Origin of the sequence: Planococcus sp. ISL-110 (assembly GCF_018613575.1) — a bacterium.
In the GTDB taxonomy this organism is placed as follows: Bacteria; Bacillota; Bacilli; order Bacillales_A; family Planococcaceae; genus Planococcus.
The window spans coordinates 1-15,693 of the sequence record NZ_JAGGPX010000025.1; the positions used below are offsets into that span (position 1 = coordinate 1).

Genomic DNA, 15,693 nt, shown 5'->3' on the forward strand with positions numbered 1-15,693 from the left:
GTTTTTAATCCCTGTTTTTTTTATTAAAGATGTATAAATTTGCCAAATGGACAATGCTACCTTTATTCGGGTGCTTCCCTTTTTGGCAAAAATAATTGGAACAGAGTGACTGAATATTCCGTCACTATTTATGCAACACTAGTGAGGTTGTTTATGAAAGACAAAACTCTCGTAGAACTGGAAAAACAGGACCGCCAGCTATATCTGCAAACCCCTAATCTTGAAGAATCGCTATTATATCAGCGGAAGATAGAGCTTTATAAGGCGATGCACCTCAAAGTAAAGCAAAGGGTTCATAGAAAGCTGGAAGACCAGAGCTATTTGGATTCCATCACAGAACGGCTTGTTTTCAATTTGGTGCATTACGGCACATACCTTAAAAAGGCGGACCAAAAGGTTGACCAGGTGGCGATACCGAACTTGAAACGGGCATTAAGTTATGATCCGCACAATCCGATTGCCGCCTACCGATTAGGGTTCATCTACTATCGCAGCGGCAACTTTATAAACGCTGTGAACTATTTTCAAAAAGCCATTCTTTCCGAGCGTTTCAATCTAAATAAAAGGATGGCATTGACGGAGCGGCAAAAAGTGAATGCGCAATTGTATCTGACGAACAGCGCATTGCACATTGCAAAAGAGTCGCAGGAGAATCTTGCGAAGTTTCCGGCAGACCAAGTCGAAAAATTGCCCGGCTATGAGTTTTCCAGCTTATACGACACCATAACTGACAATGATGCTTATTTAAGCAACCATGCTTATTATCAGGAAACGCCTCAAGGAAAAACAACTTGTTCGAAACTGCATTGCGACGAGTTGGCAATGGACAATCCGGAGGATACGATTGTGCTGTATTTTGGCGACGTCGAAACAAGCGTTAGTTTTAACGGCAAAGAGGAAACCTTAACCAAGAGGACGAGTGACGTGCTGCGGCATTTATTGACGAGCAGTTCGGCTGGCGCTCCTGCCAATACCCATGATGTAAAAGAATGCTTCGGCGATCTTAAGCCCGATCAAGATGTGCCGTGGTCAACTTATAGGCAAGCTGTCAGTAGGGTTCGGCAAGCCTTAAAAGCTTGTGCTATTCCAGATGTCATTGAAACAGCCACAGAAAAAAAGGCTTATTATTATAACGGTTCATTTCCCTATATAATTTTTTACCGAGTCGATGATGAAATTGAATAACCCCTTCCTCCCTGGAGCTGTGACATTCGTGTCACAGCTCTTATTTTATAATGAAGGCAATAATAGAAAGGGAGAGGATGCACATGCAGAACTTGAACCGCTTATTTATTCGCCACGGATTTCTTGTAGAGGAAATTGGAGAAGGAAGGTTTGATTGCCGGAAAGAAACGGAAGAAAATATGACGTTTCTACTCGAAACCCTGGATGAGCTTTTTGTGGCTTACTCATTTGGCCATGGCATCTTGAAAATTGAAGAAAGGGAACTTGATGAAGAACGATGGCTGCTTGCGGTGGATGCCAGCTATAGAGGGAGGACCGAGATGCTGCAGTTTGGTCCAGGCGTGGACATTCCCGGCATCAAAAATTTCGACACCTATATGGCAGGGATCATCCGCCAATTGAATCGCGTGGGTCTGTCGACAACCAGTTGCTGCGATGGACACGATAAGAAACTCCCGGCCATTTCATTTACCAGGGATACGGATATGGCAACCGTTGTTAAAGTGCTGACGGCCATTGGATTGCCAAAAATTCATATTCGCAATCACTCCGTCAGCATACGAGTGCCGCGAATCCAATTGCTCGATGCGGCTGAAGCATTAAGCACCTTTTCTCCGGAAGACCTGGAGAAGGATATAGAGGAATTGAAAAAGCGATCATTTCTGATGGAGCTTGAAAGCTGCCTGTCAATCGACGGTGAAAGCGGAGACGAGGATGACATTCGCGACTGGGTCCGAAGCAAACTCGTGAATTATGTTGACACATTGGAAGTGGACAGCGAGGGCAATATACTGGCTGTTAAGGTTTATGGAAAAGGAAGAGGACCGGTGATTTTATTGAACGCGCATTTGGACACTGTGTGCAGTTTTGAGGAAGGGCGCGAAATCATAAAAGACGGCAATATCTGGACCAGTAGCAGCGGCATTTTGGGTGCAGATGACCGGGCCGGTGTCGCCGTCCTATTGGAAACACTGAAACGTTTGGATGCAACGAACTTTCATGGAACCGTGAAATGCATTTTCACAGTCGAAGAAGAAATCGGTCTCCTGGGAGCAAAAGAAGTCGATGCGGATTTTCTGCACGATGTTGATGCTGCTTTTGTCATCGACCGAAGAGGCACTGGTGACATTGTGACTTCCTGTGGCGGTTATGAGCCATTCTGTGACGAGTCATTCGGTAAATTCATCGAAGAAGCGGCCAGCAAGCACGGACTACCGGGTTGGAAATGCACAGCCGGAGGGAGCAGTGATACCCGTATCTGGACTTCGCACGGCATTCAAAGTGTCAATTTGTCAGCCGGTTATTATCATGAGCATAGCTCTGATGAATATTTGGATGTTGAGGGGTGTTTGGGGACGGTGGAATTGTTACTGGCGGTATTTAAAGAGGCTAGGATTATGGGGCGGGTGGTCAGGAAAGTGGAAAGGGATTATAAGGTGTTAAGAGCTTAGAAAAAACTGCGGCCCTGTGATCGTATCAGTCATATAACAGAGTCTTGCGGAGAAGTGGATTAGAAACAGCGTGGCTCTACAAATGGCAGAGGTGGTTCTATTTGTTGTCCGTCGTGGTTTTATTTTATGGCACGAGTGGTTCTCGAGCTTGTCCTTCTTCATTAGTGCAAAGTTCTGTAATTCTACCTTTCAATACACATTTAAACTTGAAGAGAAGCCTTTCAGTCAAATGAGAGGTTTCTTTTTTATATTAGAGAGAAATTATCAGTTGCTACTCTATTTTGGTCATAATGATTACTTTAATTGAAAAATATGGAACTTTAATGATACTATAAAATTAGTGTATTTAAAATTAGATAAATAAGGCTAGAGGGGGAATCCATTCGTTAGAAGCGTTTTATGAGGGAGGAAGGTTTAATCTTCAGACTCACTTAAGTATGAAAGATTCAGTTAAGCAAGAAATAGAAAGGTTAAAGAAGGCAGCAGACAAAGGAGCTTTTACCTGCCCATATTGCGAGGGGATTTTAAAGCTGAAAGCTGGAGATGTATATGAAAAACATTTCTTTCATCCAAGTAACTCATGTTCTATTTCCGAGGCTAGCGAAACTTATCAAAAACAAACAAAGAGAGAAGCAAAGAGCCATTCAGTAATGAAAGAAATCATCTATGATGAATTGAAAACGCAAGAAAAAATAAATGATAATCTGCAAGTTGAATACGGATACGTTAAAAAAGCGGAGGAAAAGTGGAGATACTATCCGGACATCATAGTTGATAACAAAAAATCCCAACTTGCCATTAGTATCTTGACTGACGTAACCGCAAATAAGGATCCAGGACTTGTACGACAAATAAAGAAGAGAAATGATTATTTTAAAGCAAAAAACTTAAAGCCTGTATGGTTTGTAGAAAAAACAGAGCAATCTGTTGACATGGAGCATCGCGTCATTCATCTATGGGAAGCGGAATTAGACATCGCTATAAAGATGGAAGAAGACATCAAATGGGAAGAAGCCGTGAGCAATCTAGACATTAAAAATAATTTATTTAATCTTTTTAAGTACCATTATCGAAGTGTTCCAAGCAGTTATGAGGTGCGCGGCCTATACTACGTGAAATCCACAGATACCAATATTATATTCACTGTGCAACGTTTTATAACAGAGCAATTAAGTCATCCATACCGAGCTTTCGCATTAAATGAGGCTTATGAGATTAAAATGTCTACTGCTTTATTGACGGAAAATACTATCCAATTAAGTGATCCACTTATAGAGGAAAAGCAAAGAAATAATTTTATAGAAGAAACGTATTTAAGAGATGAAGAATACGTGCCGGCAAGCTTAGAAGAAACGAATACTTCTAGTGACTCAAAAGTGAGGCATCTTATCAACAGCACAAAGAACTTCGTTGAAGATGGAATTCCAGAAATTTTAAATGACTATATTGAAGAAGTAAAAGTTATTTCTGCCACTGAATTCAGCGAGTATTTGGTAAATGAATGCGGTGCTCCTTCAAGTAAGTTTGCTACGGGCAGATATGAAATCTATAAAGATGTCTGTATAGCCCTTACTGATTTGCAATCTATCGGAAAGATTAAATTAACGAATAAAGACTATGTGAACGATAGAACATATGAGGTCATTGGAAATTGATTAGTTTAAAAAAAGCTGCGGAAGAGGGGGAATCATGGCCAAATTTATTGATTACTATACATTGCTGAATATACTGCCAACAGCGAGCGAAGAGCTGATTAAGCGTGCATATCGTATCCAGTCTAAAGAATTGCATCCTGATCAAGGTGGAAATGAGCAACAATTTATTCAGCTAACTGAAGCCTATGAAGTACTAAGCAGCCCGACAAAACGAAAAGCTTATGATCAGGAGTATGCCTATCATCAGCAGGCCAAAGAGCAAACTAAGGAACGCCCCCGAGAAGAAAGAGAGAAATCGAAACCAAGTGATGAATCTCAATCGCAAAAAGTTTATCCTAGGTTCTCTTTTGACTATGTCCGCTATGGAAAGGTGATGTTCGGAGCGCTAATTGGTTTCAGTATCTTGGCAAAAGCAATAAATGCTTTAGATGAAAGTTCTGAACCTGAGATTCCAGTCAATCCTATTGTCTTTCCAGTGGAAGCAAGTGAAGAATCCGTTGATATAACTCCAAATACTGAGAGTAACGGAGAATTGCTGGATGAATATGAAGTGTCAGTAGTGGAAGCAAGTGAGAAATCCACTGCTATCTCAACAGGAACTGAGATTACTGAAGAATTACTGGATGAAGAGGAAGATTCGGTTGGGGAAGCAAATGCTCAATCAGCTCATATAACAACAGATTCCTCGTCGCTGTATGTTCGCTATTTAAATCGAATTTATAAACTGGAAGATGAGTCGCAAAGTTATGGAAAAGTCTGGGAAACAGGTAGCGATGCCGAAATAACACAAGCAACTTATATCCAGTTTGAAGCTTGGGACGATTTATTGAATGAAATTTATCAAACTTTAAAAATGGAATTAACAGAATCTGACTTTGTAAACTTGAGAGAGTCGCAGCGCACTTGGCTAGTGGAGCGGGATAGGATTGCGGATGCTGCAATTGTCGATTTTACTGGAGGTTCTTGGGAAGCGCCTATCTATACTCTTGCACAGACGGAAGAGACGAAAAAGCGTTGTTATTGGCTAGTGATGAATTATATGAATTAGATAGAAGGGGGATGATGTAATGTTCGGATTTCTTAAGTTATCTGGTGCACCACCAAGAGCATATGCATATTATAAACAATCTGAAAATATTGAGGAAAAGAAGTTTATGGAGGATTTATATAATAAATTTTCTTCACTTATAAAGAAATACGAAATAATAGTAAAGAATGAAGCAAAGTTAGAGCCGCCTAATCGAAATGAGTCCATAAGAGAGTTTAGAAAGCGACAAGAAGCGAAGATATTAATCCGTGCATATGATGATATGGTCAGATATGGGTTAGAGAAAGGGTATCCCGAATTTTTAATTAGCTTATTTTATCCAAAAGAAGTTTCTCCTTATATGAATTTGAAATAGCAGGATGACACACATAAAAATGTAACCAAATGGAGGTGACTTAGAATGCCAATAGAGTTTTGGGAATTCTTGTTATGGTTTTTAGAGACAGCTCGCGTTCCTTTAGTTGTGGCAGCAATGATTGCTGTCTATCATTATTATTACCATGTTAAACCATCGAAAAATTAAAATAAGAGTAGCTGTACATATAAGAAAAAACATATCCATTATTATGTCAGCAGGCACACCATCTGCCTGCTGCATTTTCAATCTGCCGTTTCCTGGGAACTTTCGAAGATTTAAACATCAAGAGTGAATTGAATAATAAATATTTGAAGTTATGCTGCTAAATAGAAGAACTTATCTGAAGGAGGGTTTTGTTATATGACACTGGAAATGAAAAGTTTAGCGAACCTAGTATACAGCAGAGAGTTCGAAGAGTTGAACCGTATGTTCAAAAAGTTCAATCCCTTAAAGGTATTGCGCATGGACAGCCATGAAATCAGGCATTCGTAAAAACCGCTTCCCTGTGTTGAACACAATTCAAGATATACAATAACACTGCATAAGAAAACTGGGGAAATCAGTAGTAGAAAGAGTTCCCATTAAATTTATATTGCAATGGGTAAGTATTCATAATTGAGCGGCACACAGGGATCAAATGGGGACTGCTGGTAAAATGTTAAATGATGTAATTTGTCTTGTGCGGAGATCGGGGCTAATTGGCTCAATTCCCCACGTTTGCAATGAACAGGACTGCATTCCGAGAGAAGATATGCTCCTAAACAATTTTGTGATTACATAATAATTTATACTGCACGCATCACCGCTTTGAGAAAATCACTTTTCCTCAAGCGGTTTTTTTATACTTATGAGTGGTTCCCTGATGTCCGAAGTGGCTCTAAAATATGTCCGCCGTGGCTCAATTTTATGGCAGGACTGGGTCTCGTTTTCGTCCTTCTCCAGTCCAAAAGTGTGTGGATTCATAAACAACCAAAACCAATTAAAAGGGGATAGGGATATGCCGCTGGAAATCGTACGAAATGACATCACCAAAATGAAAACCGATGCAATCGTTAATGCTGCGAACTCCAGCCTGAAAATGGGAGGTGGTGTCTGCGGTGTGATATTCCATGCAACGGGACCTCAAGCATTACAAGAGGCATGCGACCGCATCGGACATTGTGCTGTGGGTGAGGCGGTGTATACGGAGGCGTTTTCGCTGGATGCTGAGTTCATTATCCACACGGTTGGACCTGTCTGGGAAGGTGGGGCCGATAATGAAGAAGCCCTATTGCGGAACAGTTACCGCAACTCCCTGGAACTTGCCCATCGCCTCGGGTGTGAATCGATCTCGTTTCCGCTCATCTCTACCGGAATCTTCGGCTATCCGAAAGAACCGGCTTTGCGGATTGCCATTTCTGAAATCGAAGCCTTTCTGATTGATCACGAAATGCATGTCTATCTGGTCGTATTCGACAAGCAGTCTTTTGGAATCAGTGAAAAGCTCTACCAGTCGATTGCCGCCTTTATTGATGAAAATGAAGTAATGGCATTGGAGAAAAAGGACAGCCGGTATCGGAGGGTTAGTGAGCCAAAGCTCGACTTGTATCCTCAGCTTGAAGAAAACAGAGTGGAAGCCCCAATTGATCTCGAACTGGAAGATCTCTTTGAAGACATGGATGAATCTTTTTCAGAACGGCTACTCCGTTTTATCGACGAGAAAGGCATGACCGACACAGAGACCTATAAAAAAGCGAATATCGACCGGAAACTGTTTTCCAAGATTCGCAATTCGCCTGGGTACACGCCTATGAAAAAGACCATTGTGGCTTTTGCTATAGCGCTGGAACTGAACCTTCACGAAACGGATGAGCTGCTTGAAAAAGCGGGGTACAAATTATCGCGCAGCCATAAATTTGATTTAATTATTATTTATTTTATTAAGCGGAAGAATTACAAGATCCATGAAATCAACGAGGCGTTGTTCGCGTTTGACCAAATGCTCTTGGGTGCTTGAAATGTCGCTTCCATAGCGACCTTTTCATCTCTTGAAAATCATATCCTTAAGTTGGTAAGAAAACTTGAGGAGGAAAACGATATGAAAACGCAAACGACAGAACTGGTCTTTATTCTCGACAAAAGCGGTTCGATGGCGGGACTGGAAAAGGATACAATCGGTGGCTTTAACGCCTTGCTTGAAAAACAACGTAAGCTTCCCGGGGAGGTCCGCGTCACGACGGTGCTGTTTAATCAGGGGTATGACCTGTTGCATGACCGGATTTCGCTGGAAGGCATTTCTCCGCTGACTGAAACGGATTATGAAGTGGGCGGCATGACGGCGCTGCTCGATGCGATCGGTTCAACGATCCAGAAGATAAGCAATGTGCAAAAAAACACCCTGCAAGACCAGCAAGCAGACAAGGTGATGTTTGTCATTACCACAGACGGCATGGAAAACTCCAGTTGTGAATACAACTACAAAAAAATCCATGAAATGATTGCGCAGAAGAAAAGCGCAGCCAATTGGGAATTCATGTTTCTCGGCGCGAATATCGATGCGATCGCCACCGCACGCCAATTCGGAGTCGGGGAGGAATTCGCGGTCAACTACCACGCAGACGCGGAAGGCACCCATCTCAATTACCAAGTGGTGAGTGAAGCGGTTGCTTCTTTCCGGAAGGGGAAGAAGATTGATCGTGAGTGGAAGAAGGAGATTGAGAAAGATTATAACTCGCGGGGGAAGAGATAGAGTTTCTAAAAGGCGCATAAGCATGCTTTTAAAACAACATTTGCATATTGTATAGAAATCGCGATTTTCATTGAAATTAGCTGAATTCAATGAAGATCGCGATTTTTTATTTAAGAATAAAGCTATAAAGAGATATCAATACATTGGAAAATAATTGTATTTACTTGACTCTTTTATGATACTATTTACTTAATAGACAAAATAGTCAAATAGTTGTAAAGAGTAAAGGAGATATTAACTTGGCAGAGCTTAAAAAGATTCGAACAACTGCTCGTGATGAAATTTTGGCAACTGCGAAAAGTATGACGAAGGAGCGGGAAGTAAAGCATTTCAGCGTAGGTGAGATTCTGAAATATATGAAAGAGGATGGAACAAGCTATAAGGACAGTACAATCCGAACGCATATTACTTCCAAATGCTGCTCTAATGCACCTAATCATCATGCTACTGTTTTTAATGACTACGAAAGAATTGGAAAAGGAATGTATCGTCTGATTTTATAAGTTGTTGTTTTACTTTAAGGCAATTCATATGGAAAGAAGATACTCAAAAACAAGTCTTTTAATTGGATATCTTGAAACAAGTTTCTAATAACTCCTAACGTACGAAAAGAATCTTGAAGTTTCAGATCTCCTTGTTTAACTATTAGAGTTATGAAAAAAGCAGGAGAAATAATCCAATTCTGAAGATGTGGATTTCATTAGGAACGGACACAATATACCTATGAGGATGTGAAAAAAAATGTCTGAAAAAAAGGATGCAAAAAAATCACCCAATAAAACGGGTGGACCAGTTGTGCCAACTGGACCGACTGCTGGGGAAAATCGTTCGAGAAATAAAGATGGTAAATGGCGTGCAAAACGTTCCGATGCTGGTAAAACCAGAAAATAATTAAGGCAGAAGTTCTAAAGATAAAAGAACAAAAAAATTTTAAAAAAGGATGTTGATAATTAGTGACTTTCAATTAGTTAGAAGAGATCAACTGCAATCTGTTTAGTGGATAGTAAAAAAATATGTTGGGGGGCACATATCATGGCTAAAACTAAGAAAACATACGAGAAAGTTGCAGAAACATTTACAAAGAAAGCTGAAAAAGAGTGGGCTAAGGCAACAAACAATGAAGGTGGACATCATTATGAATATGCTGGAAAATCTTTTGAAACCGCAAGGAAAGCTCGTGAAAAAGCAGAAAGTATGGAAGAATAAAGTGCTTCCACAAGCGTATGTACAAGTTACGATAGGTTCGTTTCTTGATAAAGCAGTGTAGAGGGTGACGACTATTTAACTTGATAGGCTTTTTCTTCTAGCTCTTTAGGTTTTGTGAATGAGTGTGTTTTATATAGATAATCTTTAGTGAAGGGAATTGGTGATTATTATGAAAGAGAAAATACCAAACAATAAGAATGAGGTAACAAGTGATTATGTAGAAGGCAATGAAAGAGGAAGCGGTATTGCAGAGGAAGAGCGTTTAGAAAAATTACAAAATAGTATTGATGAAATAATCGAAAAAATGGATTTGTTAGATGAACAAATTGATCACTTAGAGCAAAATGAAAGCAATATGACCTGGGAAGCGTATGATGAAAAATATACAGAACTGTTAGATTATCAAACGAATTTAGTGCAGCAACAAGCGGAATACACGCAAGAATTGTTGGGAGCGTATTCTGGCCAGCTTAAAGAATCAGCATCCAAAACAAACGAGGAGAGTAAAGTGAGGAGTGCTGCTCGAATAATAAAAAAAACAGCTTGGCGTGGTGTGAAAAAAGGTGCTAATTATGTATGGGATAATAAAGAAAAATGGTATCACAGCCTAATGGAAAAGGGTCAAGAAAGTCAAGATAGAGTAAGGGCTATAAAAGATAAAGCCGAGGCTGCAGTCGATAGACACTCATTAGAGGAATTAGAAAGTAATGTACAAAAAATACTTAATAAAAAACGAAATGAAGAAGTTATTTCTGTGTATGAAAATTTTTATTTTCGCGCAGCTAAAGAAAAGAGAGGAGCATAATAGGTAGAGTGGTTGAGACAGGGGGACGGTTCCTATATTTCAAAAACCGCATCTCTGTGTCAAACACGATTCAAACTATACACTAAACCTACATAAGAAATCCGCCTATTCAACAATAGAACGGATTTCTTATGCATTAAAATTGAAAAAAACTAAGGAGTCATAATCGTTCCGAGCACAGTGGTCGACACTTTCATGATGGTAAATGGACATGTTAGATTATAGAAAAATAAGGGATAAGGGCTTAGGAAGAATACGCAGTCAACTATCATGCAGATACGGAAGGCACCCAGCTAAATTACCAAGTGGTGAGTCGAAGAAGGATAGTGAGAAAGACTATTATTCCCGGGCTAAGAAGTAAATCTTTTAGCTGCGTCAAAAAAATACTATCTATATAGAAAATGCATGAAGAATGCCAACCACTTCTGGTCTGGATTCATCTTCATGCATTTTTTATATTTTAGCAAAAATACGTACAGTTTAAATCTACTGCAATTGGAGAGGATTAATAAAAATCTTACTTATGCTACAAGATATCCGAAGTCATTAAGCCTTCTTTTGTTGATTTAAAAACATTTCGTAGACAGCTTTTAACTGATCTGCATTTAATTCGATATCATTTTCGTGCATATACTTAATTGCATATCCAAGTGCCACAGTAGTTGCTCCAGCGATACTCGCACCTATAACAGAACCAGCACCTGGCACTACTTTTACAATTTGACGGAATACTGTTTTACCGATGTTTCCAACGACCGTAGCGATAATTAATTCTTTAGCATTTTCTTTTGAGACAGGTTTATTGTAAAGAGTGGACAACTTTATTATTAATCCTACTTGAATGCCGATAAGAGGTACAAAATCAGATCCTGGAATTGGAAGAGCCCCAACCGCGGCCGAAGATGCGCCTGCGCCTATTATCCACCGATTTGCGATTGAGGCCTTGTCCTTTAAATTTGTGGCCAGTAAAATATCTTTGGATTTTTTTTCGAGAATCTCCATCAATTTATTTTGAAGGAATGAGATGTTCTCACCAGTTCTTGATGAGATAGGAGCGACTGTAACCGTCAAGTAGAAACAAACAGTTTTTCACAATTAAGATTCAACACCTTGATTGCTAAATAACGTTTTTCTGTATCTCATTCGGATGCTGTCTTGCTTCTCGTCAAATGTAAGAATCTCACTTCGATGAAGCAGGCGGTCTAAGATGGCGGTTGTTAAGGTCTGATCGCCTAAGAATTTCCCCCATTCGCCTGGACCTTTATTTGAAGTTAGAATGAAGGCCGCTTTGTCGTACAGTTCGTAAATGAATTGGAAAAACAGATGAGCCTCTTGAGGCTCATAAGCCATGTACATGACGTCGTCAATGATGATTAGATCAGAAGCGGCAATCCGTTTATATCTGGTCTTTGACTTGCTCGTATATTCTTTTGATTTCAATACATAGATGAGACGCTCCATCGATATGAACGACACCTGATACCCACGCTCGATGGCGTGGATACCTAATGCAGTTGATAAATGAGTCTTGCCGGCGCCTGTCGGCCCCATCATGATTAAAGTGAAACAGTCATCAATCCATGCCAGTTCCTTTAGCACATTTAGCTGCTTTTCACCGATGGCTGTCTGTTCCTCCAAGCGAAACTGCTCAAATGTCAGTAATTCAGGGAACTCTGCCCATTTCATGAGCTTTTCACTGGTTTTTCGTTCTCTGCAACGCGTTTCATAGCTAAGCACTTCATAGATAAATTCGTGATACGTCCATCCCTTCGCCTCAGCTTCGCGAAGAAAATTCGGCAATTCTTTAGCCGTTTCTGCCAACCGCAAGGTTCGGCATTTGTCTTGTAATCCTTCGTAGGGATGGCTCATCGATTTCCACCTCCTTGAAGGACAGAGAGGTAAATATCCGCGGTCCGTTCGGGTGCCACGAAGTCTTTGTACTTCTCGTTGATCGTGCCAACTTTCTTTGGTTTCTTTTGGCTTTCTAACTCTAACGAGATAGCGATGTCCCGCAATTCATTGGCACTCGTCATCTCGAGTCGTTTAAACGTAACCAGCGCCTCATCGACATAGTCCGGATAGTTTCCGATTACGGATTGCACGACTTCCAGTTGGTCGATCAAATGGCGCGGATATCGTTCGGTCAATCGCTTAATGAACCATGCACTCAATTCCGTATCGCCCAATTGGCCTTGAATTTGTTGGATTAATAAATCTCGTTTGGTCTGATTCCTTTCGCGATGGGCAGGGTCTGAAATGACTTCACCTTTTCCTTTCGCTAATTTGTGTTTCGCTAAAACTTCCCCGTGTTCCTGAAGGCGTATGTACAGATAGTTGTTATCCGTCTGAACATAAGCGATGTTTGGCGCGCCTTTACGATAAGTGCCACGAGGCACACTGTAACGGTTTGAGCCGAAACGAATGACATTGTCATGCTGAATATCTCTTGTTATACTCGAAGTGAATACTTTTTCAAAAATGTAAGTACCAGAGACCTTTTGCAGGTGTTGCTTTTCCAGGGCGTGCACCTCAAAGGGTCTTTTTTTGATATTATGATGGACTTTGTAATTGCCGGTCCGTTTCAGCCACTTCATGCAGGCATCCTGCCAATCGATTAAATTATCAAAAGTGCGGTTTTTAACGAAATTGTTTTTTACATATTTGACGACTTGTTCGACTTTTCCTTTGGATTGCGGATCCGATTTCCGGCAAAGGTAGACTTTGAACTTCCGCGTCTGCTGGTACTTGGTAAATTCGGCCGTCATAATCAAATCTCCCGAATTCTCACTGACGATTAATAAACGGTCTTGGTCGTAGACAATTTCTCGTGACATGCCTCCAAAATGGCTAAAGGCATTCTCGTGCATATGTATCAGATCGCTTGCCCGGAAGGGCCGGTCCAGGAACTCCACATACTTAAACCTCGAATGTGCCAGCACGAATCCGATGAAGTACAAACGCTTCATCGTACCATCAGTTGTCAGCACATTCTTCTGCCCAAAATCCACTTGAATCTGTTGCCCCATAGGTAGCTCCGGCACCGCACTGAATGTTCGTTCTGCTGCTTGTTTGGGAATGTGGTAAATCTCACGCAACTCATTCACGTAATTCCTGACGGTATTTTCAGCGATTGTATTCACGCCCAGTCGCTCTTCCAACCAATCAAAAATTTGTGCTCCCGTCAGATCTGGATGTTCCTTTAACCAGCTGACAATTTCCTTGTGATACGGATCCAATTTCTTGCTCCGGTTTTGAAGCGATAGAACGAATTCACAAAAACCCTCGGGCGTCATATTTCCGTAGTCAATCACCCGATTTCTGGATATCTTCAGCTTCTTGGCGATTGCGCTGTTTGAAAATCCTACATCGCGCAGTTGATGAATTTCATTGTAAATCATAAACTTTTCCACTCCTCATTCCTCACTTTCAATAGACTCTCTCAAGTATATTAAAAGCGCATCGGTATTGGTGAACTGTTGTGTCTTAATTGGTGAAATCTGTTTACCGTTATTTGTGGAAAACTGTTTAGTCTAGTTTAGCGGTTACAGCGACTGGATAATTGTAGTCAGTATGGTCTTGTATATATTTAATAAGTTCTGGAATTTCGTCAGCTGCATCAATTTTATTTAAAACAATGATGATGTCTTGATTCACTTTTTCAATTTCTTTTAAGTTTTTAAGTTCACTTTCAGAAAGAACAGTTCCAGCAGCATTTAAGAAAAACAGAATGACATCAGAGTTTTTATAATACTTTAAAGTGATATCCGAATTAGTCTTAACAACATCATCCAGACCTGGAGTATCAACAAAAATAATATTCTCTCTGTAAATAATCTCCCGAATTTCTTTTGTTTCTCCAGGCTTAGCACCAACATTTACTATGTCTTCCTCCATGAGTCTGTTTATTGTCGAAGACTTACCACAGTTAACATCACCCACCATTGAAATTGTCAACTTGCGAGTTAATTGTTCATTAATTTCATCACTTTTTTGCTTAAAGACATCTTCAAAAACATTATCGAAATTCTCGAATTCTGAAGCCATTTAATTCACTCCTTTTTTTATATTATATCACTGGAATGTAATTTTTTTCCGAATAGTTAATTAATAAATCGTTTTAAATTCAAGTATCTATCTTTGGTATGTCCATCAAAAATTTCGGATACTTATATAGAAGTAGAGTTCGATTTACGGTGAAAAGTAATTTTATTTGTCTTGATAAGGTTCAACTTGAGTTAGAGAAACATGATCATGTGAAAAGATAATAATGTATTTTCATTGGAGTTGGAATTTGAAGGACAGTTGAAAAAAATTTCTTAGTACATATAAATTCATATATTTCATATTTCTATTTTATGGTATGATCTTCACAAAAGATAAATTTTTTGAAAATTTTTACAAAAATATAGAGAGTTTACTATCGTTAATTTCTCTGGATTTTATTTAAGGTTTTAAACAGTGTAAGAATTATTGTGCTCTCTGGAATGCGGAAAACAAATGGATAATAAGTGAGGAGCAAATTCAGATGAAAAAGCTGTTAGTAGGAGTTATTATTTCAATGTTACTTATTGTAATCGCCGGTTTGGTTGTTTTTATTCAATTTAAACCATTTGGAGTTACTTCTAGCCAAAGTTCTAATACGTCTTTAATCCAGGAGAGAGTCGTGGAGGTGTCAGAGCTGGCGACATTGAAGTATGAGTACAGTAAAGCAATGGTAAATCGTGATGACAAGAAAATTCTGATGACTGATATTCGCTTTGCAGAGACGATAAAGCTCGTAGAGTACACGGGATATCTGAAAGCTGGGTCGGATCTTTCGAAAGTGGAAGTGGCCTATGACGAAGTGGGCAAACAAGTTACAGTTAGAGTTCCAAAAGCGAAAGTTCTGGATAATGTTGTCGAGCTCGAAAATTTGAAGATTGAAGATGTGAAAGGGAATATCTTTTTAGATCCTCCTACCCAGAAAATTATTGAAGACATCAATACTGAAAAAAAGAAATTTGAAGAAGAGAAAATCGAGCAAGGATTTTTAACGGAAGCTGATAAAAGAACAGAGGAAGTTTTAAAGTCATTCTTAAAATCCGATGAAGAAAATGAAATAATCGTTGAATTTTATTGAAAATAACGCCTTATGTCCGAGATGATTTAATATATTTGGCGCGTTCATGTGTAAAACGAGTCTAAACGAGAGAGCTCCAAATTTTTTGGGACAAAATGAGTTATGAATAGGCATGTGCAGCTGCGAAGAGATTCGCAG

17 protein-coding genes are annotated in these 15,693 nt (G+C 39.7%); 13 read left to right on the forward strand and 4 right to left on the reverse strand.

What is annotated here, in order from left to right; all coding sequences use genetic code 11:
* Positions 1-153: 153 nt before the first annotated feature.
* From J7I83_RS14630 to J7I83_RS14680, 12 genes are all read left to right on the forward strand, one after another.
* Positions 154-1,185 carry a tetratricopeptide repeat protein gene (locus tag J7I83_RS14630; protein WP_215101919.1) on the forward strand — a complete coding sequence of 344 codons (1,032 nt, stop codon included), beginning with the start codon at positions 154-156 and terminating at the stop codon, positions 1,183-1,185.
* A gap of 83 nt (positions 1,186-1,268) precedes the next feature.
* Positions 1,269-2,636 carry a M20/M25/M40 family metallo-hydrolase gene (locus tag J7I83_RS14635; protein WP_215101921.1) on the forward strand — a complete coding sequence of 456 codons (1,368 nt, stop codon included), beginning with the start codon at positions 1,269-1,271 and terminating at the stop codon, positions 2,634-2,636.
* A 437-nt stretch (positions 2,637-3,073) separates the two neighbouring features.
* The gene (locus J7I83_RS14640; protein WP_215101923.1) at positions 3,074-4,291 is read left to right on the forward strand and encodes a competence protein CoiA family protein; all 1,218 of its coding nucleotides are present in this window, start codon (positions 3,074-3,076) and stop codon (positions 4,289-4,291) included.
* Between the two features lie 34 nt (positions 4,292-4,325).
* A complete protein-coding gene (locus J7I83_RS14645; RefSeq protein WP_215101925.1) occupies positions 4,326-5,339 on the forward strand; it encodes a DnaJ domain-containing protein in 1,014 nt (337 codons plus the stop codon).
* Between the two features lie 19 nt (positions 5,340-5,358).
* Positions 5,359-5,694 carry a hypothetical protein gene (locus tag J7I83_RS14650; RefSeq protein ID WP_215101927.1) on the forward strand — a complete coding sequence of 112 codons (336 nt, stop codon included), beginning with the start codon at positions 5,359-5,361 and terminating at the stop codon, positions 5,692-5,694.
* A gap of 363 nt (positions 5,695-6,057) precedes the next feature.
* Positions 6,058-6,189: a hypothetical protein gene (locus J7I83_RS18020; protein ID WP_285228707.1), complete on the forward strand. Its 132-nt coding sequence runs from the start codon at positions 6,058-6,060 to the stop codon at positions 6,187-6,189.
* 505 nt (positions 6,190-6,694) lie between these two features.
* Positions 6,695-7,693 carry a macro domain-containing protein gene (locus J7I83_RS14655; protein ID WP_215101929.1) on the forward strand — a complete coding sequence of 333 codons (999 nt, stop codon included), beginning with the start codon at positions 6,695-6,697 and terminating at the stop codon, positions 7,691-7,693.
* 81 nt (positions 7,694-7,774) lie between these two features.
* Positions 7,775-8,425: a vWA domain-containing protein gene (locus tag J7I83_RS14660; protein ID WP_215101931.1), complete on the forward strand. Its 651-nt coding sequence runs from the start codon at positions 7,775-7,777 to the stop codon at positions 8,423-8,425.
* A 239-nt stretch (positions 8,426-8,664) separates the two neighbouring features.
* Positions 8,665-8,928 (forward strand): DUF7669 domain-containing protein, encoded by a 264-nt coding sequence (locus J7I83_RS14665; protein ID WP_215101933.1) that lies wholly within the window; start codon positions 8,665-8,667, stop codon positions 8,926-8,928.
* A gap of 238 nt (positions 8,929-9,166) precedes the next feature.
* Positions 9,167-9,316: a hypothetical protein gene (locus J7I83_RS14670; RefSeq protein ID WP_215101934.1), complete on the forward strand. Its 150-nt coding sequence runs from the start codon at positions 9,167-9,169 to the stop codon at positions 9,314-9,316.
* Between the two features lie 141 nt (positions 9,317-9,457).
* Positions 9,458-9,631, forward strand: a complete 174-nt coding sequence (locus J7I83_RS14675; protein ID WP_215101937.1) for a hypothetical protein — start codon at positions 9,458-9,460, stop codon at positions 9,629-9,631.
* Positions 9,632-9,791: 160 nt separating this feature from the next.
* Positions 9,792-10,436 carry a hypothetical protein gene (locus tag J7I83_RS14680; protein WP_215101939.1) on the forward strand — a complete coding sequence of 215 codons (645 nt, stop codon included), beginning with the start codon at positions 9,792-9,794 and terminating at the stop codon, positions 10,434-10,436.
* Positions 10,437-10,982: 546 nt separating this feature from the next.
* Here J7I83_RS14680 and J7I83_RS14685 read toward each other — a convergent pair.
* The 4 genes from J7I83_RS14685 to J7I83_RS14700 all read right to left on the reverse strand — a co-directional run bounded on the left by J7I83_RS14685 (position 10,983) and on the right by J7I83_RS14700 (position 14,480).
* Positions 10,983-11,507 carry a YcjF family protein gene (locus tag J7I83_RS14685; RefSeq protein ID WP_215101941.1) on the reverse strand — a complete coding sequence of 175 codons (525 nt, stop codon included), beginning with the start codon at positions 11,505-11,507 and terminating at the stop codon, positions 10,983-10,985.
* A 24-nt stretch (positions 11,508-11,531) separates the two neighbouring features.
* Complete coding sequence (gene istB, locus J7I83_RS14690) at positions 11,532-12,305, reverse strand: IS21-like element helper ATPase IstB (protein ID WP_215101943.1); 774 nt, start codon at positions 12,303-12,305, stop codon at positions 11,532-11,534.
* Entirely contained in the window at positions 12,302-13,834 is a 1,533-nt protein-coding gene (gene istA, locus J7I83_RS14695; RefSeq protein WP_215101945.1) for an IS21 family transposase, read from the reverse strand. Before istA ends, istB begins: the two co-directional genes overlap by 4 nt.
* 127 nt (positions 13,835-13,961) lie before the next feature.
* On the reverse strand, positions 13,962-14,480 hold the full coding sequence (locus J7I83_RS14700) for a GTPase (RefSeq protein WP_215101947.1): 519 nt from the start codon (positions 14,478-14,480) through the stop codon (positions 13,962-13,964).
* Between the two features lie 481 nt (positions 14,481-14,961).
* On the opposite strand from J7I83_RS14700, the gene J7I83_RS14705 reads away from it, so the two are divergent.
* Positions 14,962-15,555 (forward strand): DUF4230 domain-containing protein, encoded by a 594-nt coding sequence (locus J7I83_RS14705; protein ID WP_215101949.1) that lies wholly within the window; start codon positions 14,962-14,964, stop codon positions 15,553-15,555.
* Positions 15,556-15,693: the final 138 nt, after the last annotated feature.